Below are 26,746 nucleotides of genomic sequence, written 5' to 3' on the forward strand. Positions count from 1 at the left end.
ACAAGACAATGGCCAAACCATTCCGCTGGACCTACCAAGGCAAGCCGTTGGCAGCCTAGCTTGACATGGTCCGAGCACTTTCATCCTGCGGTACTAGTCGCGGCTAACGGACATGGCGCCCGCGCCACCCCGAAAGATGAAAGTGGCGGGTGCCGGCCGTTCCCCCACCCCGCCCTCCCCCACGAGGGGGGAGGGAGAGTTGGACCGCGCTCCCGGCGCGACTTTCACGCTAACGGCCATGGAAGGGGGGCCTGCCACCCCTGACCATGAAAGTCTTTCAGGCTAACGGGGCGCTCCTGCGCCCGCTCGTGGTTTTCGCGTGAAACCTACTTCACAGACATCGGCTTACGGCGACTTTCACGGTAAAGCTTCGACCTCCGGTTGCAGACGGACCGGCTGGCCGGAACGATGATCAAGGCCCGACGGGCCGCCGCAAGGGCGGGCGGCGGGACCTGTCGCGGTTGTATCAATCAAGCTTAATCACTATGATTTTAAATCAGCAGATACTGGGGCAAAGACCATGGCGCAGGCCGCAACCAAGGTGCTGACCGCACAGGTTCCGATCTTGCCGGCGGAGAAAGTCGACCAGGAACAGGAGCGCAGCCGTCTGACCCGCGAAGCCTTGGCCGAGGTGGACGCTGGCCAAGTCATCGACCACCAGGCGGTGCAGGCGTGGGCCGGTAGCCTCAGCACTACCGAGGCGCTGCCGATACGGCGCTGATGGAACTTAAGTTCCGGCGCACCTTGATCATCGCTCCGGCCGCCGGCGCTCCCGGCGCGGAGCGCCTGGGAGCGCCGACATTCTGTCGGCCAGCCGCCACAGGCGATTCGCGGGTTCGCGGTGAATCGCGAAGGGCCTCGTTTTCGCGAGGATCCAACGGCGCTTCGCGCCGTCGCCGACAGGCTGTCGGCGCTCCCAAGCGCGGCGGGGTTTGGTGTCTGCGAATACTTGCCCAGTCTCCGGAGCGGTGTCACGAGAAGCCTGGGGACCGGAGTTATGATGGCCGCCGTTCCGGCGCATCCCTGCGACCAACGACAGACCATCGAATCAGCGAAGCCCATGTCCGAACAAACCACCATCGACGAACTGTTGAGCATCATGGCCCGCCTGCGCGACCCGGCGGGCGGTTGTCCCTGGGATTTGGCGCAGACCTTCAGCACCGTCCTGCCGTTTACGCTGGAGGAGGCCTACGAGGTGGCGGAGGCGATCGAGTCCGGCTCGTTGACCGATCTGCGCGACGAGTTGGGGGACTTGCTGTTCCAGGTGGTCTTCCATGCCCGCATGGCGCAGGAACAGGGGGCCTTCGCCTTCCCGGATGTGGTCCGGGCCATCTGCGACAAGATGGTCCGGCGCCACCCGCACGTCTTTGCGGATGTGGCGCTCGGCGATCAGGCGGCGGTGCGCGCCCACTGGGAGCGGGAGAAGGCGTTGGAGCGTGAGCGGGCGGGCGACTCGGGGCGCGCTAGCGTCGGCGTCCTGGCCGGGGTGGCCCAAGCGCTCCCAGCCCTGGTGCGTGCCGAAAAACTCCAGCGGCGGGCGGCCCGGGTGGGCTTCGACTGGGACGCCATCGCGGGGGTACTCGACAAGGTGCAAGAGGAGTTGGACGAGTGCCGTGAGACGCTCGCCGAGCACGTCGACCCCACCGAGCGGGTGCATGAGATCGGCGACCTGCTGTTCTCCTGCGTCAACCTGGCGCGGCATCTGGGGGTGGATGCCGAGCAGGCCCTGCGGGCGGCGAACCATCGGTTTGAACGGCGCTTTGCGCGGATCGAGTCGGGGCTGGCCGCGCAGGGATTGCAGCCGGGGCCGGCCGTACGCGCGCAGATGGAGCACCTGTGGGAAGACGCCAAAGCGCATGAATGATCCTGGAAAGAAGAGTTGTCACGCCAAGGCGCCAAGCTCGCCAAGGTTTTTCAGTGCATTATTCGGTGTTGGGGCATTCGGCCTCGATCATCCTTCCGGCCGCTGTAGGTCGCCCTTCAGGGCGACCCCTCAGCATCGCGCAAGCTTGGTCGCCCTGAAGGGCGACCTACATCTGCCCGTGGCCGGAATTGATGATCAAGGCCGGGCGTTCATCCGGCGGATAATCTGGATACTAAACGCATCCGATTGTCTTCCTTGGCGTCTTGGCGCCTTGGCGTGATCAATTTCCTGATTTAAGATAATGAGTTACCTCGATAAGATCCACGCCTGCAATGCCTGGAACCCGGCCGGCTTTCTGCCCTGGACCCTGGCCGGTGAGCGCATCGGTTCGCTGCGGCCGGCCGTTGCGCAGGAACTTCGGCGCTGGCCCGATCAATTCAGCGTGGACGCCGAGCGGGTCGACTGGGTCGGTGCCCCGGCGGAGTTCGCGGCGCGCTCGCAGTGCCTGGCCGAGGTGGTCGAGACCCTGGTCGCTGAGGGCCTGATCGCCCACCTGCACGGCGAGCGCTACGCCGTGACCCCGGGCCGCCGCGACCAGGCGCGGCTCCTGATCGACCGCACCGCCGCCCCCTGGTTCGGGGTACGCGCCTTTGGGCAGCACCTGAACGGCTTGGTGCGGACCCCAGCAGGCATCGAGCTCTGGATCGGCCGGCGCGCCGCCGACCGCCGTGTCTATCCACTGTGTCTGGACAACCTGGTGGCCGGCGGCCTGCCCCACGGGGTGGGGCTGCGCGAGAACCTGCGCAAGGAGTGCCGCGAGGAGGCGGACATCGCCCCCGCGCTGGCCGACCAGGCGGTGGCGGTCGGTGCCGTCACCTATTGCCGGGAGGCCCGGGACGGGCTGAAGCCGGATGTGATGTTCTGTTACGACCTTGAACTGCCGCCTGACTTCGTACCGCGCTGCACCGACGGCGAGGTGGAGTCCTTCGCCCGCCTGCCGCTGGCGGCGGTGGCGGACTTGGTCCGCGACACGGATGAGTTCAAGCTCAACTGCAACCTGGTGATTATCGACTTCCTGGTCCGCCACGGCGGCCTCGATCAGGAGCACCCGGACTATCTCCCGATCATCCAGGGGTTACGCTCGCACTTGCCCTAAAGCCCCGCAGGGTTCATCTTTGCACGGCTTTTTTCCAAGTCCCCAGGCCGCCCCGCGGCGAGGTCAGTATGAACTCAGTCTCTCCCCCCCAGTCCCCGCTCCCGCGGCGTACCACGGTCCCGGTGCGCATCGGCTCGATCACCGTCGGGGGCGGGGCGCCGGTCGTGGTCCAGTCCATGACCAACACCGACACCGCCGACGTGGCCGCCACCGTGCGCCAGGTGGCGGACCTGGCGCGGGCCGGTTCGGAACTGGTGCGCATCACCGTCAACACCGAGTCCGCCGCCCGCGCGGTGGCGCCGATCCGCGCCCTGCTGGATGCGGAGGGCTGTGCCGTCCCGCTCGTCGGTGACTTCCATTTCAACGGCCACCGGCTGCTAACCGACTACCCGGAGTGTGCGCAGGCCCTGGCCAAGTACCGCATCAATCCCGGTAACGTGGGCAGCGGTGAGAAGCGCGACAGCCAGTTCGCCACCATGATCGAGATCGCGGCCCGCTATGACCGCCCGGTGCGCATCGGCGTCAACTGGGGCAGTCTGGACCAGGATCTCATCGTGCGCATGATGGACGCCAATGCGCGCGCCGCGACCCCCAAGCTGGCCGATCAGGTGATGCACGACGCCATGGTGGAATCGGCCGTCGCCAGCGCCGCCCGCGCGGTCGAACTGGGCCTGCCCAAGGACCGCATCATCCTGTCCTGCAAGATGAGCGGCGTACAGGACCTGATCACCGTCTACCGGATGCTCGCCGCCCGCACCGACCACGCGTTGCATCTGGGCCTCACCGAGGCCGGCATGGGCTCGAAGGGCATCGTGGCCTCCACCGCGGCCTTGGCCGTGCTGTTGCAGGAGGGCATCGGCGACACCATCCGGGTCTCACTCACCCCCGCCCCGGGGGAGGCACGTACCCGCGAGGTCCAGGTCGCCCAGGAGGTCCTCCAGACCATGGGTCTGCGCTCCTTCGCCCCGATGGTCACCGCCTGCCCGGGGTGCGGACGCACCACCAGCGACACCTTTCAGCACCTGGCCCAGGATATTCAAACCTATCTGCGCGAACAGATGCCCGCTTGGCGTACCCGCTATCCGGGGGTGGAGACCATGCAAGTGGCGGTGATGGGCTGCGTGGTGAACGGCCCCGGCGAGAGTAAACACGCCAACATCGGCATCAGCCTGCCCGGGAGCGGTGAGCACCCGGCCGCGCCGGTCTATGTGGACGGCGAGAAGGCGGCTACCCTCAAGGGGGACGACCTCATCGGCCAGTTCAAGCGCATGGTGGACGATTACATCGAGCGGCGTTACGGTTAATGCCTCGCCCCATCACAGAGGACCCGACAATGACCAAGACCTTGTGTGCCGCCGCCGCGGCCCTGCTGATCGCCACCCCCGCGCTGGCCGAGGACCCCCTGTTGGTCCAGGTCCGGCACCTGTCGATGGGGGCCGCGCTCAAAATCGCCGAGGGTGCGATCGCCGCCTGTCGGGACAAGGGATTCGAGGTCGCGGCGACCGTGGTCGATCGGGATGGCGGCGTCCAGGTCACCCTGCGCGACACTTTGGTCGCCCCCCTGATGGCCGATCTCAGCGCGCAGAAGGCCAAGACCGCGGTCCATTTCAGCGGTGCCACCTCCGCCATGCACGAGCGTGCCAATAGCGCCCTCGGCCATGCCGACGGGGTGCTGATGGCCGCCGGCGGGGTACCGGTCCTGGTGGGCGGGACCGCCCTGGTGGCCGGGCTCGGGGTGAGCGGCTCGCCGGCCGGCGAGACCGACGAGGAGTGCGCCCTGGCCGGCATCGCCAAGGTCCAAGAGGAGTTGGACCGGGCGCAGTAGCCGGACCAGGCAGCGTCCGTCCGCCCTGCGGACGCGCTGCATCCGGTCTCGTCGCTGGATCTCACCGCTTGCAGTGCCTATTTGATCAGGCTTGCCTCATCGTTGGCTGGCGCTGACTGCTGACCACCCATCCACCCGGAGCCAACCCATGCGCATGTTCGACGCCAATCCCCCGGTCATCCGTGACCTGAAGGACGAGAGTGAGACCCTGGCCGAAAAGGACGCGGACGACTTCACGGTCGTCACCGCCCGTCACCCGACGCTGGGCAAATTGGTGATCATTACCGGGCGCCATGGGGGCGGGGTGGTGGTGGAGACGGAGGAATGAGGAGGTGATGACCGAGTCATCTGCCCTGGAACACGCGGCGCTCACGCCAAGGCGCAAGACGCCAAGAAGAAACAAAGCGATGTGCGCCGCCTCGGCTTCGCCCGGCAGGTGAGTCGCCGAACGCCGATAACGCTTTGAAAAGCCTTGGCGAGCTTGGCGCCTTGGCGTGAGAACCGCTCTTTCTGGGTTCAGTCCTCCCCCGCATGCCGCCCACGCAGCCGCTTGGTCACTGAGGTCGCCTTCTTGGACTCCAGCCGCCGCTCCTTGGAGGCGCGGGTAGGCTTGGTCGCCACCCGCGGCTTGGGCCGGTGGGCGGCGCGCGCGATCAGCGCAACCAGCCGCTCGCGGGCGTCCTCGCGGTTGCGCTCGCGGGTACGGAAGCGGTGCGCCTCGATGGTGAGGACGCCTGAGTTGTCGACCCGCCGTCCGCCCATCCGCAGCAGACGCGCGCGTACGTCCTCCGGCAGGGACGGCGAGCGCGCCACGTCGAAGCGCAGCTGCACCGCCGTCTCGACCTTGTTGACGTTCTGCCCGCCGGGTCCCGGGGAGCGGCAGAATTGCTCCTGGAGCTCGGCGGGGTCGATGCGAATGTGTGCGGTCACCTGGATCATGGGCGGATTCTACCCCAGACGCCGACCCGGTAGGCCGTCGCTGGTCCCCGGTGGCGGCAGACTGCTGCCCCAGCCCCCCGAGACCCTTCCGCGCCTGTATGATGGGACTTCAAAATCTTTGAGCCCGGTGGGCAAGCGAACATATGAAAGCCAGTGAGATCAAGAAGGGAAGCGTCCTGGAGGTGGACGGTGCGGTGGTCTATATCACCGACCTCCAGGTCCAGACCGCATCGTCGCGTAGCGGTAACACGCTCTACAAGGTGCGCGGGCGCAACGTCGTCAATCGCCAGAAGTTTCAGGCGAGCTTCAAGGGCGACGAGCAGGTGCAGACGGTCGATTTCGAGCGGCGCGCCGTGCAGTTCCTGTTTCAGGACAGCGACGGCTGCACCTTCATGGACCGGGACACCTATGAGCAATATGGTTTCGACCTGGAGGGCCTGGAGTCCGAACTCCCTTATCTCACCGAGGGCCTGGAGGGGATCTTTGCCCTGGTGGTCGACGGGGTGGCGGTGGGTATCGAGCTGCCCGCCACGGTGATTCTGGAGGTGACTGACTGCGCCCCCGCCATGAAGGGCGCCTCGGCCTCCGCCCGCAATAAGCCGGCGACCCTGAGCACCGGGCTGGTGGTGCAGGTGCCCGAGTACCTGGCCGCGGGTGAATCCATCAAGGTCAATACACTGACCGGCGACTTTATGTCGCGGGTCTGAGGCGCTGCACCAGCCACCCGATCTTGACGAAGCCCGACACCAACACCGCGATGTGCGGCCTGATCGCCCAGGTCCGGACGGCGATCCCGTTCGAGGCCCCGCAATCGCGGGTCTGCACCGGCGCGTGCGATGGGTGCTCGCGCAAGCTCCTGGACTTTCTGGAGGGCGAACTCGACGACTGGGAACGCCGCCTGGCCGCCGGGGAGGCGCCAAGGCTTGGCGATCTGTCGCGGCTGGCGCGGACCAGCCGCAAGGTCTACGCGGTGTTGGAGCGCAACGGCCTGGTCGGGTCCGCACCGGACGCCTGACCCCAGAAAGAACAGTGCTCACGCCAAGACGCCAAGGTTATTCAGTGAGTTATCCGCATTGGCCATGTACCCCACAGGCGACTCCGACAATACAGGGACTGCATTGTTTTTCTTGGCGTCTTGGCGCCTTGGCGTGACCAATTCCCGGACTTAGGTTGACTCGCGATCCCTCAGCGCGGGGTTGGCGGCGGCGGGAGACGCAGCGCGCCGCTGGCGAGGGTGTCGGCGATGAACGCCAGCCGCTCCCAGGCATCGTTGGGGCCTAGACCCTTGATCGAGCGATCCGCCAGGGCACACTGGCGCACCAGCGAGCGCAGCAGGGTGCCTGAGAGACGGCGCAAGGCGCGCTCGATCGCCTCCTGGCGCTGGCGCGGGACGCGCTGCTGGGCCACGAACTGGGACGCCGAACCCTGCCGCCCCTTGGCCCAGGCGGCCTGGGCCAGCATCCGCAGGTCCCGCGCCAAGACCCACAGCACCAGGGTCGCGGCGGTCCCCTCCGCCCGCAAGACCGCCAGCACCCGCTGGACGCGCGCCCGGTCCCCGGCGATGGCCGCGTCGGTGAGCGCAAAGAGGTCGAAACGGGCGCTGTCCGCCAGGGTACCCAAGAGGTCATCCACCGCCAGGGGGCCCGGCTCGCGCAATAGCCTGAGCTTTTCGATTTCCTGCGCCGCCGCCAGCTGATTGCCCTCGAGCCGCTCGGCCAGCAGGTCCGCCACCCCGCGCGCCGGGACGAAGCCGGCGGACTTGAGCCGTTGCTCCAGCCATTGGACCAGCTCCCGCTCCTTGAGCGGCCATACCTGGACCACCACGCCCTGCGCCTCCACCGCCTTGGCCCATTGGGTCTCAAGCTCCTTGCGCTCCAGCACGGGGGCCGTCATCAGCAACAGATTGTCCGGGCAGGGCCGTTCGCAATAGGCGCGCACGGCGGCCCCACCCTCCTTACCAAGCTTGGCGGTGCCGATGCGCAGGTCAATGAGCTTGCGCGCGCAAAACAGCGACATCGCATTGGCACTCGCGGTGAGTGCGCCCCAGTCGAAGGCGCCGTCCTGGTCCAGCACCTCCCGCTCGTCGAAGCCCGCGGCACGGGCGCGCGCGCGAATCGACCGGGCGGCCTCGCCGAGTTGATAGGGCTCGTCCCCGCAGATCAGATAGATCGGGGCCAGGCCCCGTGCGAGCTGATCGGCGAGCTGAGTGAAGCGCAGCCGCATGGCCTTCGTACCGCGACTCAGTGCAGTGCGGTGCGCAATCGCATCAAGATGCGATCCGCCGCGTCGATGGCAAACTCCTGATAGATCTGCACCTCTTCGAGTTGCTTACCCAACACCTCCACGTCCGGATTGTCGAAGGTCCGCACCAGGTCCAATCGCTGTCTCGGCAGCCACTCCTTCCCGTCAGCCAGCACCGCATCGTAAGTGACCAGATAGTGCAGCTCATAGGCCAGAACCTTGCCGGCAGAGTTGGTGGCCACCACCCGTGAGGTACGCCCCTCCCCCAGAATGCGCAGGATCAGCTTGGCCTTGCTCGGGCTGGTGGCCACCGGGACGGTGCTGCCGGAGAGTTGTTCCTGGATGGCCTGGAAGACCGGCGAGCCGGCACCGCCCTGGACATACAAGGGCGTGAGCGCTGCCGGGACCGCGAGTGCGCCGCGCAGGTGAAAGCCACAGCTGGCGAGCGGCAGCAAAGACAGCGCTTGGAGCAGCGCCCGCAGTGCCGCCCGCCGGCTTTGAACGCGATTAACTGACAACGATGTTCACCAGTTTGCCGGGAACGACGATGACCTTGCGCACCGTCGCACCCTCGGTATGGCGCCGCACCCCCTCTTGGGCGAGGGCCGAGGCCTGGATGGCGGCCTGGTCCGCGTCCGCGGGGACACTGACTTTGCCGCGCACCTTGCCGTTGACCTGGAGGACATATTCGATGCTGTCCTGCTTGAGGGCCGCCTCGTCCACCGCTGGCCAGGGGGCGTTGAGGATGTCTGCGCCAAAGCCCAGTTCCTGCCACAGGTGGTGAGTGACGTGGGGGGCAATCGGGGCCAGGAGACACAGCACGATCTTCAGCCCGTCGTCCAGCACACGCAACGCTCCGGGTGAATCATCCAGTTTGTAGAGCGCGTTGACGATCATCATGCAGCCGGAGACCACGGTATTGTATTGCTGGCGCTCGTAGTCGAAGAGCGACTTCTTGAGTGCCGTGTGGATCTCGCGGCGGATGGCGACGGCCGCCTCATGCGGGTCCGCCAAGAGGTTCCGACCCCTAGAGTCGCCCGTGATCAAATGGGCCTTGGCGCTCGCCAGCGTCCACAGTCGCTTGAGGAACCGGTAGGCCCCTTCCACCCCGTCGTCGTTCCATTCCAGCGACTGGTCCGGCGGCGAGGTGAACATGGTATACAAACGGACCGTATCGGCCCCGTAGCGTTCGATCAGCGATTCGGGGTCCACCCCGTTGTTCTTGGACTTGGACATCTTCTCGATGCCGCCGAAATGTACCGGCTGCCCGTCCGCCGCGAGCACCGCATGGAGCAGCTTGCCCTTCTCATCGCGAGTGACGGTCACATCGGCCGGACTGAACCACTCCTTGCGGCCCTCCGCGTCCTCACGGTACCAGGTCTCGGCCACCACCATGCCCTGGGTCAGCAGCCGGGTGAATGGCTCGTCGCAATCGACCAGGCCCTCGTCGCGCATCAACTTGTGGAAGAAGCGGGCGTAGAGCAGGTGCAACACCGCGTGCTCGATGCCGCCGACATATTGGTCCACCGGCAACCAATAGCGCGCCCGCTCGTCGAGCATCGCCGTGGTGCAGTCGCTGGAGCAGAAGCGGGCGTAGTACCAACTCGACTCGAAGAAGGTATCGAAGGTGTCAGTCTCTCGAATCTCCCCGTTGGGGAGATTCGAGAACGAAGGCATTCTCTTTAGGGGCGAGCCGGAGCCATCGACCACCACGTCTTCGGGGAGGCGGACGGGCAAATCGGTTTCGGGACGGACGCCGCCGTCGGGGGTGCGCACGACCGGGATCGGGCAGCCCCAGTAACGCTGGCGGGAGACGCCCCAGTCGCGCAGCCTGAAGTTAACGCGCTTCTCGCCCTTGCCGTGTTCCTTGAGCCAGTTCGCAATCGCGTCGAAGGCCTGTTCCGAGGTCAATCCGTCGAACGGCCCCGAGTCCCGCAAAACGCCCTTCTCCACATAGGCGCAGGACTCGATCCCGCAGGGGCTGCCGTCGGCCGGGTGGATGACCTGGCGCTTGGGGATGCCATATTTCTCGGCAAACTCCCAGTCCCGCTGATCGTGGCCAGGCACCGCCATGACGGCCCCGGTACCATAGCCCATGAGTACAAAGTTGGCGGCGAAGATCGGCACCGCCTCACCGGTGATCGGGTGGGTGGCGTCGATCCCCAGCGCGTGGCCGCGCTTCTCCATGGTCTCGATCTCGGCCTCCGAGACCCCACCCTGGCGGCACGACTCGATGAAGTCGGCCAGCCCCGGATTGCTCTCCGCGGCACGGCGGGCAAGCGGGTGTTCAGCGGCCACCGCCACGTAGGTGACGCCCATCACGGTGTCCGGACGGGTGGTGTAGATGCCGAGCGGCTCGCCCGAGTCGGCCATGCCGAACTCCATGTAGACCCCCTCGGAGCGCCCGATCCAGTTGCGCTGCATGGTGCGCACCTGCTCCGGCCAGCCGGTCAGGCCATCCAGGGCGTCCAGCAACTCCTGGGCATAGTCGGTGATGCGCACCGACCACTGCTCGATCTCGCGCTTCTCCACCACCGCGCCGGAGCGCCAACCCTTGCCATCGATCACCTGCTCGTTGGCCAGCACCGTCTGGTCGATGGGGTCCCAGTTGACCATGGCGGTGGCACGGTAGGCGAGGCCCTTGTCCATCAACCGGGTGAAGAGCCACTGCTCCCAGCGATAGTAGTCCGGGTCGCAGGTGGCCAGTTCGCGCTCCCAGTCGTAGCCGAAGCCGAGACTGCGCAACTGCGCCTTCATGTAGGCGACGTTGGAGCGCGTCCACTGTGACGGCGGGATGCCGTGCTTGATGGCCGCGTTCTCCGCCGGCAGGCCGAAGGCGTCCCAGCCCATGGGCTGGAGGACATTCTTGCCCTGCATGCGCTGGTATCGGGCGATCACGTCCCCGATGGTGTAGTTGCGCACATGGCCCATGTGCAGCCGCCCCGACGGGTAGGGGAACATGGCGAGGCAGTAGAATTTCTCGCGGCTGGGGTCCTCCACCGCGTTGAAGCTGCGGTGTTCTTCCCAGAAGGCCTGGGCCGCGGCCTCGATGCCGCGCGGGTCGTAGTCGTGTTGCATAGGGTTGCAGGGGTTCGCTTCGGGTGGACGCGCTGGGTGCTGAAGATCGGTCGGACGGTCGGCGACAGCATACCGCGTCGGGGGCGGTCACGGCGACCCGGGGCACGCCCGACGCCGCCCGGGATCGTGTCAGGCCGGGCCGAATCTGGTACCTTTTGCTGTAATCCAAGCCCAGACCCGGACGAAAAAAGATGGCAGCGCTTGACCTCAGCAACCCGATTCACCGCATCAGCGTGGAACAGTTCCACCGGATGATCGAGGCCGGCTGCTTCGGCGACGGCGACCGACTGGAACTGATCGACGGGGAGATGCGGGACATGCCGCCTATCGGACCGCCCCACGGGGGCACCACCGACACCCTCACCATGACGTTCGCCTCCCAGCTGGTCGGTAAGGCGATCGTCCGGGTCCAGGGGGCACTGGTCCTGGACGACGGGACTGAGCTCTATCCAGACCTGTCGGTGCTCAAATGCCGCGACGACTACTACCGGAAAGGAAACCCCACCGGCGACGACGTGCTGCTGGTCATCGAGGTGGCGGACTCCAGCCTTGCCCTGGATCTGCGCACCAAGCTGGCAAAGTATGCCCGGGCCGGCATCCGCCGCTACTGGGTGGTGGACCTGCGACACCGGACACTGCACGATCACCGTGACCCCGACCGCTTTGGCCGTCGCTACCGACAACTCCACTCGGTAACCGCGGGGGAGGTCAGCGTGGACGTCGAAGGCGCACGGATTACGGTGTCCATGGCGCAGCTCTTTCCGGACTGAGGGCGCGGCCGCGCCCGCGTCAATCCCCGCCCTCGCCGGGAACCAGATAGCCCTCACAGGGCAGATGCAACGGCTCGATCGGCTTGGACTTGCGCACCCGCACGGCGGTCAGGTGGCCGCCCCACAGACAACCGCTGTCGATGCCCCACACATTGTCCCGGTCCCAATAGCCCAGCGCCGACCAGTGACCGAAGATGATGCGCGCATCGACACTGCGCCGGCCCGGACACTTGAACCAGGGCACCAGTCCCGCCGGGCAGCTTGCCGGCGGGCGCTTTTCTTTCAGGGCCAAGGTCCCGTCCGGGGTGCAATAGCGTAAACGCGTCAGTGCGTTGGTGATAAAACGCAGGCGCTCCATGCCCGCCAGCTCCGGGTCCCAACGCGCCGGCTGGTCGCCATAGAGCGCGAACAGATAGTCCAGGTAGTCGGGCCCCCGCAGGGCATCTTCCAATTCGCGGGCACAGTCTTGGGCCACGGCCAGCGTCCATTGGGGCGGAAGGCCGGCATGGATCAGGGTGAAGCCCTTGTTGGCGTCGTGGTGCAGCAGCGGTCGATGGCGCAGCCAGTGGAGCAGTTCATCGCGATCGGGGGCCTGTAGGACCTCCGCCAGCGTGCTCTTTTTGGCGTGCCTTTCATTGCCGGCGGCCAAGGCGAGCAGATGCAGGTCGTGGTTGCCCAGGACCACGACCGAGCAGGCATCCAGTGAACGGACCAGGCGCAGCACCCCCAAGGACCCGGGGCCGCGGTTGACCAGGTCGCCGGCGAACCACAGGCGGTCGCGCGCGGGGTCGAACCGCAGGCGCTCCAGCAACCGCCGCAGTTCCAGTTCGCAGCCTTGAATGTCCCCGATGGCGTAGGTCGGCATCTGCTGAGGGCGCGGGACGACTCAGTGCAGCCGGGCGAGGGAGGCCAGCGAAAAGGCGGGGATCTCGGCCGCAAACCGGGTCCCGTCGTCGCCGATCATGCCGTAGCTCCCATGCATACTGCCGACCGGGGTCGGCAGCATGGCCCCGCTGCTGTAGGCGAAGCGCTCGCCGGGCTTCAGGTGCGGTTGCTCGCCGACCACCCCCTCGCCCCGGACCTCCTGCACCTGGCCGTCGGCGTCGGTGATAATCCAATGGCGATCGAGCAGTCGGGCCGGTTCACTCCCCTGATTTTCAATGGTGACGGTATAGGAGAAGACATAGCGCCCCTCACCGGGGGCCGACTGCTCCGGCTGAAACTGGCTGCGGGCCAAGACCTTGATCGCGTGACGCTGCACTTGAACCTCAATGCGGAATGGCGGTGGATGGGTGTTGGAACGCGCCAGCGGGCGGGCGGTCTGCGGCAGACACCAGGCCCCTGGCTTGCCCGACGCAATGGATCAGCGCAGGCCCTTGCCCGGTGAGCGAGTCACCGAACCTTAAGGGTACCTTACCGGAGGTGCTCGCAGGAAGGCGACCCATCCCCCGGCGCAACGCCAGACCATGACATTGCAGGGGTTTCGGCGCACATCGACGAATCATCAACGAAAGCAGACAAGCGCAAAGGAACAGGTAATAATAGGGCCTAAGGGGCTAGCAGTCCGGTGTGGGTCAGTGGCCATGCAGAGGTACTCACCGGGACGCAAATCCACAAGTTTCGTGAGTTGTTAACCCTAACTCCTTGTCTGAGCGTCAATCGAAGTGATCGTCGGTACGTCCATGACCCATAAGCACAGCCGTCGGAAACCCGATCTGTTCTCTCTCCTGTTGATCGTCGTGACGCTCGGCATGTCCGTGACTGTCGCCTACCAGATCAATGTGTATTACGGCGGAGACCCGGTCCCGATCGCCAGGCAGGGGCCGCCCGCCAGTGGCGTGGGTGGCTGAGGCCGGGACGCGGCGTCCCCCCATGACCGCCGATCGGTCCCAACCATTTCCCCGAATCGACGACAGGTAGCCGCCATGTCACAAAAGCTGCGCGTCGCCGTCATCGGTGTCGGTTATCTGGGGCGCTTTCACGCACTGATCTACTCGCGGATGTCTGGGGTTGAGCTGATCGGCGTGGTCGACGCCGACCGGACGCGCGCCCAGGCGGTCGCGGCCGAGGCCGGTTGCGCCGTCTGCGACTCACTCGCCGAACTGGCCGAGCGGGTGGATGCGGTCAGTGTCGTGGTCCCGACCACGACCCACCTGGACGCCGCCGAGCCCTTCCTGCGGCGCGGCCTCGGCGTCCTGATCGAGAAGCCTATCGCCGCCACCCGGGCGGACGGCGAGACCATCGTCCGCCTGGCCCGCGACCATGATGCACTGCTTCAGATCGGTCACGTGGAGCGCTTCAACGCCGGGGTCATGGCCTTGGCCGAGCGCATCGGCGCCCCCCGCTATATCGAGGCCCAGCGCATGGGCGGATTCACCGAGCGGGCCACCGATGTGGATGTGGTCTCGGACCTGATGATCCATGACATCGATATCATCCTGTCCCTGATCGACGCTGAGATCAGCAGCATCTCCGCGGTCGGTGCGGCCGTGCTGACCCCTCATGTGGACATCGCCAGCGCCCGCCTGGAGTTCGCCAACGGCGCCGTGGCCAACGTGGTGGCCAGCCGGGTCTCGGAGAAGCAGACGCGGCGCATCCGGGTCTTCCAGTCCGGCGGCTATCTGTCGCTCGACTTCATCGGCCAGACCATCGACCGCGCCTGGCTAAGGGAGACCCCAGGCGCCGAACGCCCGGAGATCGCCCGCGAACGCCTCCAGGTGGAGCCGGTGAAGCCGCTGGATCAGGAGCTGGCGGCCTTCGTCGCGAGTGTTCGCACCGGAGCTGCACCCTTGGTGAATGGCGCAATCGGGCTCAAGGCCCTGGAAGTCGCACTGGAGGTCCGTGCCCGCATCGGGCACTGACAGTGGAAAGGGCCGTCATCACGCCAAGGCGCCAAGCTCGCCAAGGTTTTCTTGGCGAGCTTGGCGCCTTGGCGTGAGCAATTGCCGGATTTAGACTTACGCCGCCGCGCGCTCGCCGCGTTGTAGATAGTCTTCGTAGTTGCCGCGGAAGTTGACCACGCCCTGGGGCGTCAGCTCGATGATGCGGGTGGCGAGCGAGGAGACGAACTCGCGGTCGTGACTGACGAAGATCAGGGTGCCGGGATAGTCTTCCAGCGCGGTGTTGAGCGCCTCGATGGACTCCATGTCCAGATGGTTGGTGGGCTCATCCATCAGCAGGATATTGGGCTTTTGCAGCATCAGCTTGCCGAACAGCATGCGACCGCGCTCACCGCCGGAGATCACCTTCACCGACTTCTTGATCTCGTCCTGGGAGAACAGCAGCCGCCCCAGGGTGCCGCGAATGACCTGCTCGTCATCGCCCTGCTGTTTCCACTGGTCCATCCAGTCGTAGAGGGTGGCGTCCTGCGTAAAATCTTCGGTGTTGTCCTGGGCAACATAGCCCAACTTGCTGTTCTCCGACCACTTCACCGCGCCGTGGTCGGGCGTCAAATCCCCGGCCAGGCTGCGCAGCAGGGTCGTCTTGCCGATCCCATTGGGGCCGATGATGGCGACCCGCTCGCCGACCTCGACCGTGAGGTCGAGCCCCTTGAAGAGCGGCACGCCGTCATAGCCCTTGGCCAGCGATTTGACCTCCAGCGCCAGGCGATAGAGCTTCTTGTCCTGGCCAAAGCGGATGAAGGGATTGACCCGACTGGAGGGCTTGATGTCCTCTAATTTGATCTTCTCCAGTTGGCGCTGGCGCGAGGTGGCCTGCTTGGCCTTCGAGGCGTTGGCCGAGAAGCGACTGACAAAGGTCTGCAACTCGGCGATCTGGACCTTCTTCTTGGCATTGTCGGCATACTGGCGCTGCCGCACCTGGCTGGCCGCGGTCATATATTCGTCGTAGTTGCCCGGGTAGACGCGCAGCTCGCCATAGTCCAGGTCGGCCATGTGGGTGCAGACACTATTCAAAAAGTGCCGGTCATGGGAGATGATGATCATAGTGCTGCTGCGCGCGTTCAACACCTCTTCCAACCAACGGATACTGTTGATATCCAGGTTGTTGGTCGGCTCGTCCAACAGCATGACGTCGGGGTCGGCGAACAGCGCCTGGGCAAGCAGCACGCGCAGCTTCCAGCCGGGGGCCACGGCGCTCATCAGCCCCTCATGCTGCTCCAACGGGATATCCAGCCCGAGCAGCAACTCGCCGGCGCGGGCCTCGGCGGTGTAGCCGTCCAGCTCGGCATAATGCACCTCCAGGTGCGCCACCTCCATGCCGTCCTCCTCGCTCATGTGCGGCAGGGCATAGATGCGGTCGCGCTCCTGCTTGATCTGCCACAGCTCGTCGTGACCCATGATCACGGTATCCAGCACCCTGTGGTCCTCAAAGGCGAACTGGTCCTGGCGCAGCTTGCCGATGCGCTTGTGTGGCTCCACCGACACATTGCCGGCACTAGGCTCCAGGTCGCCACCCAGGATCTTCATCAGGGTGGACTTACCGCTCCCGTTGGCGCCGATCAGGCCGTAGCGATTGCCGCCGCCGAATTGAACTGAAACGTTTTCGAACAGCGGCTTACCGCCGAACTGCATGGTGATGTTGGCAGTGGAGATCACAGTGGGTTCCGTCACAGGCTGGAGCGAGAAGAGGGTGGGCCGCCGACAGTCGACGGACCGGACATAAAAAAGCCCCGCCATAGGGCGGGGCTTTTTAGACCAGGTGACGGGCACCTGGTGCCGAGTCTTACTCGGGAACGACGTTGGTCGCGCTGGGGCCCTTTTGGCCTTGCTCAACGTTGAACGAGACCTTCTGCCCCTCGGCCAGTGACTTGAAGCCACCACCCTGAACGGCGCTGTGATGGACGAAGACGTCCTTGGAGCCGTCGGACGGGGCGATGAAGCCGAAGCCCTTCTCGTCACTGAACCACTTAACTGTACCTGAAGCCATTACGCTTACCTCTTGATAAAACTCTACTCGGTGTATATGCAGAAAACTGTCGGGATATTACGGAAGGATCTGCCACACACTGCGGAGAGGAGGTACTACCGGAACACTACAGGGAAAATACTGCACTGGCGCCACAGTACGCGACGCCGACTCACTTTGCAAGCGCTTTTATGCCGACCGGAAGATTCCGGCGATCGCCGTTGCCGGATGTCCCGACGCCGCCCCGGGGTCACTCCGCCAGGGCCTTCTCCGCACGCTTGCGAAAGACCCGCATCTCCTTGGCGGCCTGAAGATCGCCCTTGCGTTCGGCGGCGGCAATCCCCTGATCGAACACGTCAAGCGCCTCCGCCTGCCGGCCGAGCGCGGCGAGCGCCTTGCCATAGAGCTTCCAGGCGGCGGAGTAGCTCGGGTCCTGCCGCACCGCCTCAGCCAGGTGCTCGGCCGCCGCGGCGGGCGCTTCGGCTTTTAGATACGCGTTGCCCAGCCCGTAGCGCAGCAGCGCCGAGTCCTGACCGCGGGCCAGCATGGCTTGGAGATTGTCGATGATGGACATGGCTTCATCCTGTTCGGTGGTCGACGCGCTCATCCCAAAAACGCGGTCCAGCCAACACGCGGCGAAGCGCCCGCGCCAGGACCAGCGCGTGCTCGCCGTCGCCATGCACACAGACGCAATCGGCGTGCAACGCGATGAACTGCCCGGTACGGGCGCGCACACCCCCACCGTCGCGCACCGACAGGACCTGTCCGAGCGCCGTCTCGAGCGTTTCGATCAGGGCGCGCGGATGGCTGCGCGGGGTCAGTTGGCCATCCGCTTCATAATACCGGTCGGCAAACATCTCCACAAGATAACCGACCCCCGCCAGGCGGGCCTGCCGCTGCAATACGCTTGCGGGCAGACCCATCACCGCGGCGTCGACCGACACGGCATTCACCGCGCGCAAAAAGGCATCGGCGGCCGACGCGTCCTGCATCAAGCGATGATAGAGTGCACCGTGCGGCTTGACATGGGAGATGGTGACGCCACAATCATCCGCCGCCTGCCGGAAATCGGTCAATTGCCGGATGCAGTCCGCCTCGATCGCAGCCGGTGAGGCACCGGTCTCTATACGACCGAACCCTTCGCGATCGGGATATGACGGATGCGCCCCGGCCTTGACGCCATACTGCCTGACCAGCCGCAGCGCCGCGCGCATGCTGGCCCGATCACCGGCGTGACCGCCGCAGGCGATGTTGGCGCGGTCAATCAGTGGCATCAGCAATGCGTCACAGTCACCGCCTTCACCGAGATCGGCATTGATATCCATGATTGACCTATAGCCAGAAAGGCCGTCGTGAGAGAGACATCGGTAGAACCCCGCACTGCACTCCGGTTCTCCTGACACCGTTGCGCGCTGTCACGCGATCAGACCCATCATCCTAAAAAGAGCGGTTGTCACGCCAAGGCGCCAAGCTCGCCAAGGCTTTTCAGTCCCTTATCGGTGATCGGTGATTCACTCGATGGGTGAGTTGGACACTCGACGCATCTCATGGTCTTTCTCGGCGAGCTTGGCGCCTTGGCGTGAGCAATTTCCGGATTTAGGATCACCCGCACTCGGCACGCTGCGCCAGTTCGCGGCGGATCGTCATTAAGCGCCGCTCACGCTCCTGCAACAGTCGATGCGCCTCGTCCTGCCCGCAGGGGACGAAGCGCACGCTGTCACCCGGCTTGAGCTGGGCCAGACGCGTGCGCTCGACGCTGGCCGTGACCCCGATCACCGGATAGCCCCCGGTGGTCTGGTGATCGCCCAGGAGCAAGATCGGATGACCGTCCGGCGGCAGTTGCAGGACCCCGAAGCACACCCCGGCGGACGGCTGCCGATCATACCGCGCCTTGAGTGCGACACCCTGCAAACGCAACGCCTGGCGATCGGACTGCGGCAGCACCAGAAACTGCGCCGAATGCAGGGACTCAAGGCCCTGACGTCCCAGCCCGGACTGCTGCGGCCCCGCCAGCAGCCTGAGCGGCCGATCGGCCGGCATGCCGCTGTCACGCCACATCGAGACCTGCCAGGGTGGACTGGCGAAGCCCGCCGGAGAACATTGCAACCCGGCATGCAAACGCGGATAGCGGTTCGGCTGCGGCCCAACCACAAGTGTATCGCCCGCCTTCAAGGCGCGACCCGCGTGCCCGCCGAATCGATTGCGCAAATCGGTGCCCTGCCCCCCCATGACCGTCGGCGTCACGATACCGCCCTGCACACACAGATAGACCCGGGCACCCTCAATGACCTGGCCCATCTGCAGCACGCTGCCTCGCCTGATCCATACCGGCCGCCAGAAAGGCACCGACAGCGCCTCACAGGACACCTCAGCCAGCGCGCCGGTGAGGGCGATCAGGGCGTCCTCGGTGAAGCTGACCTGTAGACCGGCCCAGGTCATTTCGATCGCCGCAAGGTGATCGGCATTGCCGACCAGCCAGTTGCCCACCCGCAGTGCCACCGTATCCAGGGCACCACCGGGCGTGACGCCCAGCGCCTGAAAGCCCATGCGGCCGGCATCCTGGACGCTGGACAACTGCCCGCCCCGCAGGACCTTCAACATGGACCGAACGACTCGAATTGCCTGCCATCGATGCGCTCGAATTGCACCCGATCCCCCGCCTGCAACAGGCTGGGTGAGTGGCGATGGACATCGAATAACCGCACCGGCGTGCGCCCCAGCACATGCCAGCCGCCGGGCAATTGCACCGGATAGATACCGCACAGGTCTTCGGCGATGGCCACGCTGCCGGCCGGGACTCGGCTACGCGGGGTGGCACGGCGCGGCAGGCGAAGCCTCCCCGGCAGACCCTCCAGATAGGGAAATCCCGGAGCGAATCCGATCATGGCCACGGTATACACCGCCGCCAGGTGCTGCTCAATCAGCGTCTCCACCGTCGCGCCCAACTGCTGCGCGACCGCATCCAAGTCAAGACCAAACCCGGTCTCATAGCAGATCGGCAGCCGATGCAGGCACGCACCGGACCCGGTCTCCGGCGCAGATGACAGCGTCTCCAACTCCGCGAACCAGGTCGCCGGGGTCCAACCGGACCCGTCGAGTCGCAGCGGGTCATAATGGATGCAGACGCTCCGGAAGGCCGGCACCAGGTCGAGCATAAAGGGCCAGCCCCGCGCCCGCAGCGCGGCACAAAAGCCCTGGACCGTCGGCGCGGCAGCGGCGTCACGCTCGAACTCCACCAGCACGGCACTATCCCCCAGCGGGCCGATCCGGCGCATGCTCATCCGGTCATCTCGGCACCACCCCACGCCCAATGTTATCCGCCACCGCGTCCAGTAGGCGTTGACGCGCCCCGCGACTGGCCCAGGCCACATGCGGCGTGATACTCAGGTTGGGGATGTCCGCGGCCAGTAACGGATGGTCCGGCGGCGGGGGCTCGCGGGTCAGCACGTCGAGGGCGGCGGCGCCAATCAGGCCCGCGCGCAGGGCCGCGGCCAGGGCGCACTCATCGACAATGCCGCCGCGGGCGGTGTTAATGAGCAGCGCATCGCGCCGCATCAGGTTGAGCTCCGCCGCCCCGATCAGCCCCCGGGTCTCGGCGGTCAGTGGGCAGTGCAGGCTCAACACGTCGACCTGGGCCAACAGGTCGTGCAACGCAATGCGGCCGGGGCGCGCGTCCATCGCATCCCGCCGGGCGATCAGCACGCGCATGCCGAAGGCCTCCGCCACCCGCGCCACCCCGCGGCCCAAATCGCCGAGACCGACGATACCGAGGGTGCGGCCGGCAATCTCCTCAATCGGGTACTCCAGCAGACAGAAGTGCTCGGCCCGCGACCAGGCGCCGGCCGCCACCGCGGCCCGATAGTCGGCAAGGCGCGTGTAATGGCTCAGGATGGCAGCAAACACATACTGGACCACCGCGGCCGTTGCATAGCCCGGAACGTTGCGCACCGCGATACCCAGTCGGGCGGCGGCCTCCAGGTCGATGTTATTGGTGCCGGTTGCGGCCACACAGACCAGCCGCAGGGCCGCCGCCTTGCCGAGCAGGTCGGCATCCAGCACGCATTTGTTAGTGACGACGACCTCCGCCGCGCGGATACGCCCGGCGATCTCCCCCGGCGCGGTGGCGGGCCAAAACGCCCAGCGGTCGCAGGCGGCGGTGAGCCGCCCCAGGTCGAGGTCGTCGCGGTCGACGCTCGCCAGATCCAGGAAGACCCCGAGACCGGGGCGGTTCGGCCTGGCCGAGGCTTCGGGGCGATGACTGTTCATGTTGGCCTTCGTGTGAATGTCTTGGCGTCTGGGCAAGGAACCATCCCGGGTGGCCGGGCAGCGTCCTGCTATTTTACCGCCCGGCCCCGCCGCGCCGCCGATTCACGGCCACCAGCGGCCGGGCTTGGAGTACCATTTTGTGCAGTGCAATACGCCCGCCCGCCGGACCCGAACCCCCATGACTGCTAATACCCAGCCGCGCATCCGCGAGATCCCCTATAACTACACCTCATTCTCCGACCGGGAGATCGCGATCCGCTTCCTGGGCGAGCCCCGCTGGCGGCTGATCGAGGCGCTGCGGGGGACGCGGCGCACCGGGCGTTCGGCGCGCATGCTCTTCGAGGTGCTGGGTGACATGTGGGTCATCACCCGCAATCCCTACCTTCAGGACGACCTGCTGGAGAACCTCGACCGCCGCCGACTGCTGCTCGCGGCACTGGACCACCGGCTCGACCAGTTCGAACTGCGCCTCAACGACAACGCCGGTGCGACCGAACTCCTGGCCGCCGCCCGCGCCGCCGTCGCGCGCTTCCGGGACTGGTTCAAGACCGAGCAGGCGGCCCGCGACCGGCTACGCCAGGCCCTGGCGGGCATCACCCGGGCGGACAACCTGGGGTTTGGCGGCCTGGCCCGGGTCTCGCACGCCACCGACGCCACCGACTGGCGCGTCGAATTGCCCTTCGTCGTCCTCTCACCGGACACCGAGGCCGAGGTCGCACCCATCGTGCGCGCCTGTATCGACTGCGGTCTGACCCTGATCCCGCGCGGCGGCGGCACCGGCTACACCGGCTCGGCGGTCCCCCTGCACCCCATGACGGCCGTCATCAACACCGAAAAGCTGGAGCAACTCTCCGGGGTGGAGCGGATCAACCTGCCCGGGGTGGCGGACCCGGTGCCGACGGTGCTGTGCGGGGCCGGGGTGGTGACGCGCCGGGTCTCGGATTTGGCGGATGCCAATGGGCTGGCCTTTGCCGTCGACCCGACCTCCCAGGACGCCTCCTGCATCGGCGGCAACGTGGCCATGAACGCGGGTGGCAAGAAGGCGGTCCTGTGGGGGACGGCGCTGGATAATCTCGCCTCGTGGCGCATGGTAACCCCGGATGCCGACTGGCTGCTGGTGGAGCGGCTGGACCATAACCTGGGCAAGATCCACGATCAGGCACAGGTGCGCTTCCGGCTCTCGCGCTTCGCCCCGGATGGCACCACAGCACGCGGCCAACCCGAGGTCCTGACCCTACCGGGCAGCACCTTCCGTCAGGCCGGCCTGGGCAAGGACGTGACCGACAAGGTCTTGGGCGGCCTGCCCGGGGTCCAGAAGGAGGGCTGCGACGGCATCGTCACCTCCGCCCGCTTCGTGCTGCACCGCATGCCCGAGCAGGTACGGACCGTCTGTCTGGAGTTCTTCGGCACCGATCTGGAATTGGCGGTGCCCGCCATCGTCGAGATCAAGGACTTCATCGACGCCTTGGCCGACGTGCAGGTGGCCGGCCTGGAGCACCTGGACGAGCGCTATGTCCGCGCCGTGGACTACACCACCAAGGCCGACCGGCGCGAACTGCCCAAGATGGTGCTGGTCGCCGATCTGGTGAGCGACGACGCAACGGCCGTCGACCGGGCGGCGGCGCAGGTGGTGGAACTGGCCCGGGCGCGCGACGCCGAGGGGTTCGTCGCCGTCAGTGCCGAGGCGCGCAAACGCTTCTGGCTGGACCGCGCCCGCACCGCCGCCATCTCCCGCCACACCAACGCATTCAAGATCAACGAGGACGTGGTGATTCCGCTGCCCCGGCTGGCGGACTACAGCCGCGAGATCGAGCGCATCAACATCGAGCAGTCCATCCGCAACAAGGACGCCATCATGGCCGCGGTGCTGGACTACCTGGCCGGCGAACTCCCCGAGTCGCACCGCGACGGGGACTATCAGGACTCGGCCGAGGCACTCGCCATCCTCGCGGCCAAGCGCGAGGCCGCCCGGGCGTTGGTCACCCGCGCGCGGGAGCGCTGGCACTCGGTGCTGGACCACCTGGACGCCCCGGCCGAGGTACACCTGGACCTGCTGGACGCGGCGGCGCAGTCCCGGCGGCGCCCGGGCGACACCCTGCTCGACCTGATGCTGCGCCGGGACCTGCGCCAATCCTATCGCGCCGAGGTCGGCGAGCGCCTGGGCGAGACCTTCGCCGGGCACGACCTGGCCCTGGTGCGTGAGCGCCTGGCCGAGTGTCACGCCCGGGTGCGCGATTCGCGCCTCTTCGTGGCCCTGCACATGCACGCGGGCGACGGCAATGTGCATACCAACATCCCCGTCCACTCGGCCGACTATGCCATGCTGCATGAGGCGGACCTAGTGGTGGACCGCATCATGCGGCTCGCCACCGATTTGGGTGGGGTCATCTCCGGTGAGCACGGGATCGGCATCACCAAGCTGCGCTATCTGGAGCCGGTCAAGCTCGCCGCCTTCGTCGCCTATAAGGAGCGGGTGGACCCGCATCAGCGCTTCAATCGCGGCAAGCTCATGCCCGGGTCCGGGCTGGCCGAGGCCTATACCCCGTCGCTGCGGCTGGTCCAGCAGGAGGCCATCATCCTGGAGGAGACCGAACTCGGGGCCGTCAATGACGACGTGAAGCACTGTCTGCGCTGCGGCAAGTGCAAGCCCAAGTGTTCGACCCACGTCCCCCGGGCCAACCTGCTCTATTCACCACGCAATAAGATCCTGGGCACCGGGCTCATTCTCGAGGCCTTCCTTTATGAGGAACAGACCAGGCGTGGGCTGTCGCTGCGTCACATCGAGGAGATGAATGACGTGGCGGACCACTGCACCGTCTGTCACAAGTGTCTCAGCCCCTGTCCGGTCGACATCGACTTCGGCGATGTCACCATGCGCATGCGGCGCATCCTGGTCAGCCGCCGCCAGCAGCGCTTCAACCCCGGGGCCTGGGCCGCGATGCAGTTCCTCAACACCACCAACCCGGGCACCATCCATCTGCTGCGCAAGGGACTCGTCAAATGGGGTTTTGCCGGGCTCAACCTGGGCCATGCGGTGGCCCGTTCGCTGGGACTCACCCGGCGCCGCACCGCACACCCCGCCGCGACCACCGGCCACCCCGACGCACTCGGTCAGCTCTTGGACCTGGTGAGCCGCCCCCTGCGGGTGGCCCTGCCCAAGCAGGGTTTCCGTCAGGCGCTGGGGCTGGAGGACCGCACCCAGGTGCCCATCCTGCGCGATCCCCGGGTCGCCCCGGAGGACGCGGAGGCGGTCTTTTATTTCCCCGGCTGCGGCTCTGAGCGACTGTTCGCTGACGTGGGGCTGGCCACGCTCGCCATGCTCTATCACCAGGGCGCGCAGACCGTCCTGCCCCCGGGGTATCTCTGCTGCGGCTACCCGCAACGCGCCTCCGGACTGGATGCGCGCGGCCGGCAGATCGCCATGGACAACCGGGTACTCTTTCACCGCATCGCCAATACGCTCAATTATCTGGATATCCGCACCGTGGTGGTGTCCTGCGGGACCTGCATGGACCAATTGCTCAAATACCAATTCGAGCAGATATTCCCCGGCTGCCGGCTGCTGGACATTCACGAATGGCTGATGGAAAAGGGCCTGAGCCTGGGGGGCGTGCCGGGGGTGCAATACCTCTATCACGACCCCTGCCACACCCCGATGAAGACCTATGCCCCGCTCAAGGTCGCGGATGCACTGATCGGCCAGGAGGTCCGACTGTCGGATCGCTGCTGCGGCGAGGCCGGCATGCTGGGCAGCGCCCGCCCCGATATCGCCAATCAGGTCCGTTTTCGCAAGCACGAGGAGCTCACCAATGGCCTGCGCGCCCTGACCGGGCGGGACCGCACGACGGGCGGCAAGGTCAAGCTACTCACCGCCTGCCCGGCCTGCCAGCAGGGCCTGTCCAAGTACACCGACGAGACCGGACTCGTGACCGACTATATCGTGGTGGAAGTGGCCCAGCGACTGCTCGGCAAGGGCTGGCAGAGCGCCTTCCTGAAACAAGCGGCGGGCGGAATCGAGCGGGTGTTGTTGTAGAATCCGTCGTGCGATTCGTCGTGCGCGGGAAGGGCCGCGCGAGGGCGAGGATCGCGGCTCGCGCACGACGGATAGATGGTTTTTTGTGTCTAGCTCCCACGCTGGAGCGCAAAAACGAAAAAATCGATGGGATTGCAAGGTATGGCCTTGACCACCGCCCGCTCATTGTGCCGGACGCCGCCTGCATTTGGGCGATACTGCAACCGAGGAGTTGAATCAATTGCGAGACACGGCTGGGGCATCGATTTTGGCGGGCGCGTTGTCGCTTGGCGAAATCAGTTCATTCGAAGACTTCGGGATTCCAGTGTTCCATAACGCGGCGCTGGTGTGTCTGTAATGATGCCTCGTACCGCCTTGTTGTTGGTCCTGGTCGGCCTCGGCGCCCCGGTATCGGCGGCGGAGACCTTTGCGTTGCACGAGCGAGCAGCGCTGCCGGAGCCGCCGACCGAGACGGGGGTCGCCCCAGAGTCGGCCGATCTGACGATGCCGCCGGTTGACGCACCGTCGTCAAGCCCCGGGGCCGCCCCGCCCCCAGTCCAACGGCTGGATTTGCTATTGAAGCGAGGCGGCCTTGCCGCGCCCGCCCCGACGGTCGACCCGGCGCCTGACGAGCGGAGCGAACCTGTCGCCGACGGGAGCGACCCGACGGCCCTCCTCAACGCCTGCTGGACCCCCGCCCAACTCGCCGGGTCGCCGACGGATCGCACCATCCAGCACGGACTCAAGCCCGATCGCACCCCGCCGCCGGCCTGGGCCGTCCGCGCCGCCGAGTCGGCCCTGCCACCCCTGGCGCCTGAACTGAAAGGCTCCATCCGGTCAGTCGAACCGACGGACCCGCAGGAACGCCTGGTGGCACTCACCTTCGACCTCTGCGAGCAGGCCGGCGAGCGCGCCGGCTATGACGCCGAACTGGTCGATGCCCTGCGCGCCCAAGGCGTGAAGGCGACCTTCATGGCCGGCGGCAAGTGGCTGCGCACCCATCCGGAGCAGGCCATGCAACTCATGGCCGACCCCCGATTCGAGATCGGCAACCACACCTGGACCCATGCCAATCTGCGCGTGGTGGACGGTCCCGCGGTACGTGACCAAATCGTCTGGACCCAGGCCGAATATCAGGTCCTGCGCCGCGCATTGGCCGAGCGCCCCTGCGCCCAGGCGGCCGGGCCCGCGGCCCTGAGTCATGTGCCCGCGTGGCCCGCCGTCTTCCGCTTCCCCTACGGCACCTGCAACCAGGGCTCGCTCGACGTCGCCGCCGGACTCGGGCTGCCGTCCATCCAGTGGTCGATCGTTACCGGGGACCCGGACAAAGGACAGAGCGCCGCGGCCATCGCCCGGACGGTACTGGCTGGGGTCAAGGGCCAACGTGGGGCCATCGTGGTGGCCCATGCCAACGGGCGCGGCTGGAACACCGCCCGTGCCCTGCCTCTGTTCATCCCACAATTGCGCAAACTGGGCTACCGCTTCGTGACCGTCAGCGAACTCCTGGCCGCCGGCCGCCCGGTGGCGGTCGAGGAGTGCTTTGAGGTGCGTCCAGGGGACAGCCGCCGCTATGACGCCCTGTTCAGACACGGTGGCAAGCGATGAACCTGCGAAGAGCATTTGTCACGCCAAGGCGCCAAGCTCGCCAAGGTTTTTCAGTACGTTATCAGCATTGGGCCAGCGATCCGGCGGGTGAGCTGGATATTGGATCCACCTTATTCTTTGCTTG

General features: G+C 66.4%; 26 protein-coding genes. 13 read left to right on the top strand and 13 right to left on the bottom strand.

What is annotated here, in order from left to right; translation table 11 throughout:
- Positions 1-520 precede the first annotated feature (520 nt).
- From QZX93_RS21835 to QZX93_RS21860, 6 genes are all read left to right on the top strand, one after another.
- Entirely contained in the window at positions 521-721 is a 201-nt protein-coding gene (locus QZX93_RS21835) for a CopG family transcriptional regulator (protein ID WP_295391419.1), read from the top strand.
- A 339-nt stretch (positions 722-1,060) separates the two neighbouring features.
- Positions 1,061-1,864 (top strand): nucleoside triphosphate pyrophosphohydrolase, encoded by an 804-nt coding sequence (gene mazG, locus QZX93_RS21840; RefSeq protein ID WP_295391418.1) that lies wholly within the window; start codon positions 1,061-1,063, stop codon positions 1,862-1,864.
- Between the two features lie 301 nt (positions 1,865-2,165).
- The gene (locus tag QZX93_RS21845) at positions 2,166-3,020 is read left to right on the top strand and encodes a DUF4743 domain-containing protein (RefSeq protein ID WP_295391416.1); all 855 of its coding nucleotides are present in this window, start codon (positions 2,166-2,168) and stop codon (positions 3,018-3,020) included.
- Positions 3,021-3,088: 68 nt separating this feature from the next.
- Complete coding sequence (ispG, locus tag QZX93_RS21850) at positions 3,089-4,324, top strand: flavodoxin-dependent (E)-4-hydroxy-3-methylbut-2-enyl-diphosphate synthase (RefSeq protein ID WP_295391414.1); 1,236 nt, start codon at positions 3,089-3,091, stop codon at positions 4,322-4,324.
- A 29-nt stretch (positions 4,325-4,353) separates the two neighbouring features.
- On the top strand, positions 4,354-4,845 hold the full coding sequence (locus QZX93_RS21855) for a heme-binding protein (RefSeq protein WP_295391412.1): 492 nt from the start codon (positions 4,354-4,356) through the stop codon (positions 4,843-4,845).
- A gap of 148 nt (positions 4,846-4,993) precedes the next feature.
- Entirely contained in the window at positions 4,994-5,173 is a 180-nt protein-coding gene (locus QZX93_RS21860) for a hypothetical protein (protein ID WP_295391411.1), read from the top strand.
- Positions 5,174-5,361: 188 nt separating this feature from the next.
- On the opposite strand, the gene arfB is transcribed toward QZX93_RS21860, so the two are convergent.
- Entirely contained in the window at positions 5,362-5,784 is a 423-nt protein-coding gene (gene arfB / locus QZX93_RS21865) for an alternative ribosome rescue aminoacyl-tRNA hydrolase ArfB (protein ID WP_295391409.1), read from the bottom strand.
- 143 nt (positions 5,785-5,927) lie between these two features.
- Here arfB and yeiP point away from each other — a divergent pair, with 143 nt between their 5' ends.
- Together yeiP and QZX93_RS21875 are read left to right on the top strand one after the other, a co-directional pair.
- Positions 5,928-6,491: an elongation factor P-like protein YeiP gene (yeiP, locus tag QZX93_RS21870; protein ID WP_295391407.1), complete on the top strand. Its 564-nt coding sequence runs from the start codon at positions 5,928-5,930 to the stop codon at positions 6,489-6,491.
- Between the two features lie 23 nt (positions 6,492-6,514).
- Complete coding sequence (locus QZX93_RS21875; protein ID WP_295391405.1) at positions 6,515-6,799, top strand: hypothetical protein; 285 nt, start codon at positions 6,515-6,517, stop codon at positions 6,797-6,799.
- A gap of 170 nt (positions 6,800-6,969) precedes the next feature.
- Here QZX93_RS21875 and holA read toward each other — a convergent pair whose 3' ends face one another.
- Genes holA through leuS form a run of 3 tightly spaced genes read right to left on the bottom strand, consistent with a single transcriptional unit; the run spans position 6,970 to position 11,103 of the window.
- Positions 6,970-8,007, bottom strand: a complete 1,038-nt coding sequence (holA, locus tag QZX93_RS21880; RefSeq protein WP_295391404.1) for a DNA polymerase III subunit delta — start codon at positions 8,005-8,007, stop codon at positions 6,970-6,972.
- Between the two features lie 17 nt (positions 8,008-8,024).
- Complete coding sequence (lptE, locus tag QZX93_RS21885; protein ID WP_295391402.1) at positions 8,025-8,543, bottom strand: LPS assembly lipoprotein LptE; 519 nt, start codon at positions 8,541-8,543, stop codon at positions 8,025-8,027.
- Positions 8,533-11,103, bottom strand: coding sequence for a leucine--tRNA ligase (leuS, locus tag QZX93_RS21890; protein WP_295391400.1), 2,571 nt, complete (start codon positions 11,101-11,103; stop codon positions 8,533-8,535). The genes lptE and leuS overlap by 11 nt, the downstream gene beginning before the upstream one ends.
- 191 nt (positions 11,104-11,294) lie before the next feature.
- Here leuS and QZX93_RS21895 point away from each other — a divergent pair, with 191 nt between their 5' ends.
- The gene (locus QZX93_RS21895; RefSeq protein ID WP_295391398.1) at positions 11,295-11,873 is read left to right on the top strand and encodes a Uma2 family endonuclease; all 579 of its coding nucleotides are present in this window, start codon (positions 11,295-11,297) and stop codon (positions 11,871-11,873) included.
- Positions 11,874-11,892: 19 nt separating this feature from the next.
- Here QZX93_RS21895 and QZX93_RS21900 read toward each other — a convergent pair whose 3' ends face one another.
- Together QZX93_RS21900 and apaG are read right to left on the bottom strand one after the other, a co-directional pair.
- Complete coding sequence (locus QZX93_RS21900) at positions 11,893-12,738, bottom strand: symmetrical bis(5'-nucleosyl)-tetraphosphatase (RefSeq protein WP_295391396.1); 846 nt, start codon at positions 12,736-12,738, stop codon at positions 11,893-11,895.
- 21 nt (positions 12,739-12,759) lie between these two features.
- Entirely contained in the window at positions 12,760-13,134 is a 375-nt protein-coding gene (apaG, locus tag QZX93_RS21905) for a Co2+/Mg2+ efflux protein ApaG (protein WP_295391394.1), read from the bottom strand.
- A gap of 421 nt (positions 13,135-13,555) precedes the next feature.
- Between apaG and QZX93_RS21910 the strand changes: the two genes are divergently transcribed.
- Together QZX93_RS21910 and QZX93_RS21915 are read left to right on the top strand one after the other, a co-directional pair.
- Positions 13,556-13,723, top strand: coding sequence for a hypothetical protein (locus QZX93_RS21910; RefSeq protein WP_295391392.1), 168 nt, complete (start codon positions 13,556-13,558; stop codon positions 13,721-13,723).
- A gap of 75 nt (positions 13,724-13,798) precedes the next feature.
- Positions 13,799-14,734, top strand: coding sequence for a Gfo/Idh/MocA family oxidoreductase (locus tag QZX93_RS21915; protein WP_295391390.1), 936 nt, complete (start codon positions 13,799-13,801; stop codon positions 14,732-14,734).
- 96 nt (positions 14,735-14,830) lie between these two features.
- Here QZX93_RS21915 and QZX93_RS21920 read toward each other — a convergent pair whose 3' ends face one another.
- The 7 genes from QZX93_RS21920 to QZX93_RS21950 form a co-directional block, all read right to left on the bottom strand.
- A complete protein-coding gene (locus tag QZX93_RS21920) occupies positions 14,831-16,429 on the bottom strand; it encodes an ABC-F family ATPase (RefSeq protein WP_295391389.1) in 1,599 nt (532 codons plus the stop codon).
- Positions 16,430-16,556: 127 nt separating this feature from the next.
- Positions 16,557-16,760: a cold-shock protein gene (locus QZX93_RS21925; protein WP_295391387.1), complete on the bottom strand. Its 204-nt coding sequence runs from the start codon at positions 16,758-16,760 to the stop codon at positions 16,557-16,559.
- A 229-nt stretch (positions 16,761-16,989) separates the two neighbouring features.
- Positions 16,990-17,313, bottom strand: coding sequence for a tetratricopeptide repeat protein (locus QZX93_RS21930; RefSeq protein WP_295391385.1), 324 nt, complete (start codon positions 17,311-17,313; stop codon positions 16,990-16,992).
- 4 nt (positions 17,314-17,317) lie between these two features.
- Positions 17,318-18,064, bottom strand: coding sequence for a 5-oxoprolinase subunit PxpA (gene pxpA, locus QZX93_RS21935; RefSeq protein WP_295391384.1), 747 nt, complete (start codon positions 18,062-18,064; stop codon positions 17,318-17,320).
- 277 nt (positions 18,065-18,341) lie between these two features.
- The gene (locus QZX93_RS21940) at positions 18,342-19,340 is read right to left on the bottom strand and encodes a biotin-dependent carboxyltransferase family protein (RefSeq protein ID WP_295391382.1); all 999 of its coding nucleotides are present in this window, start codon (positions 19,338-19,340) and stop codon (positions 18,342-18,344) included.
- Complete coding sequence (gene pxpB, locus QZX93_RS21945; protein ID WP_295391380.1) at positions 19,334-20,020, bottom strand: 5-oxoprolinase subunit PxpB; 687 nt, start codon at positions 20,018-20,020, stop codon at positions 19,334-19,336. The genes QZX93_RS21940 and pxpB overlap by 7 nt, the downstream gene beginning before the upstream one ends.
- Positions 20,021-20,024: 4 nt before the next feature.
- Positions 20,025-21,005, bottom strand: coding sequence for a D-2-hydroxyacid dehydrogenase (locus tag QZX93_RS21950; RefSeq protein ID WP_295391378.1), 981 nt, complete (start codon positions 21,003-21,005; stop codon positions 20,025-20,027).
- Positions 21,006-21,183: 178 nt separating this feature from the next.
- Here QZX93_RS21950 and QZX93_RS21955 point away from each other — a divergent pair, with 178 nt between their 5' ends.
- Together QZX93_RS21955 and QZX93_RS21960 are read left to right on the top strand one after the other, a co-directional pair.
- Positions 21,184-25,038 carry a DUF3683 domain-containing protein gene (locus tag QZX93_RS21955; RefSeq protein WP_295391376.1) on the top strand — a complete coding sequence of 1,285 codons (3,855 nt, stop codon included), beginning with the start codon at positions 21,184-21,186 and terminating at the stop codon, positions 25,036-25,038.
- Between the two features lie 336 nt (positions 25,039-25,374).
- Positions 25,375-26,622: a polysaccharide deacetylase family protein gene (locus tag QZX93_RS21960; protein WP_295391374.1), complete on the top strand. Its 1,248-nt coding sequence runs from the start codon at positions 25,375-25,377 to the stop codon at positions 26,620-26,622.
- The last annotated feature ends 124 nt before the right edge of the window (positions 26,623-26,746 follow it).

It is taken from the genome of uncultured Thiodictyon sp. (assembly GCF_903946935.1).
Taxonomy (GTDB): Bacteria; Pseudomonadota; Gammaproteobacteria; order Chromatiales; family Chromatiaceae; genus Thiodictyon.